The organism is Streptomyces beijiangensis, from assembly GCF_017315755.1.
GTDB classification, from domain to species: domain Bacteria; phylum Actinomycetota; class Actinomycetes; order Streptomycetales; family Streptomycetaceae; genus Streptomyces; species Streptomyces beijiangensis.
Genome location: NZ_JAFLRJ010001011.1, coordinates 1 through 311, shown reverse-complemented (window position 1 = coordinate 311; position 311 = coordinate 1). Strand labels below are relative to the sequence as shown.

General features: G+C 70.1%; 1 pseudogene. It reads left to right on the top strand.

What is annotated here, in order from left to right:
* A pseudogene (locus tag J0695_RS40315) lies at positions 1-311 on the top strand (hypothetical protein); the annotation flags it as partial.

The following is a 311-nucleotide window of genomic DNA, read 5'->3' as shown; positions in this document are numbered from 1 at the left end:
GAGTTCGGGCGTCGGGGATTCGAGTACGAACTCCGGGTCGGACTCCAACTCCGGTTCGCAGACGAACTCGGGCGACGGCAACAGCTCCGATTCGGGGGACTCCGGAGACTCGGGGAACTCCGGGAACTCCCGCACGTCGAACGACCCGGGCACCACCGTCTCGGCCAATGCGAACGTCAACACGGGCAACGGGACCAACATCGGCGGGGGGATATCCGCCGACACCGGCTCGGGCCCCGACGGCGCACCGGACGTCGGCTCGCGTACGGCACCCGATCCCGGCTCGACCACCCCCGACTCCGCCCCCTCGC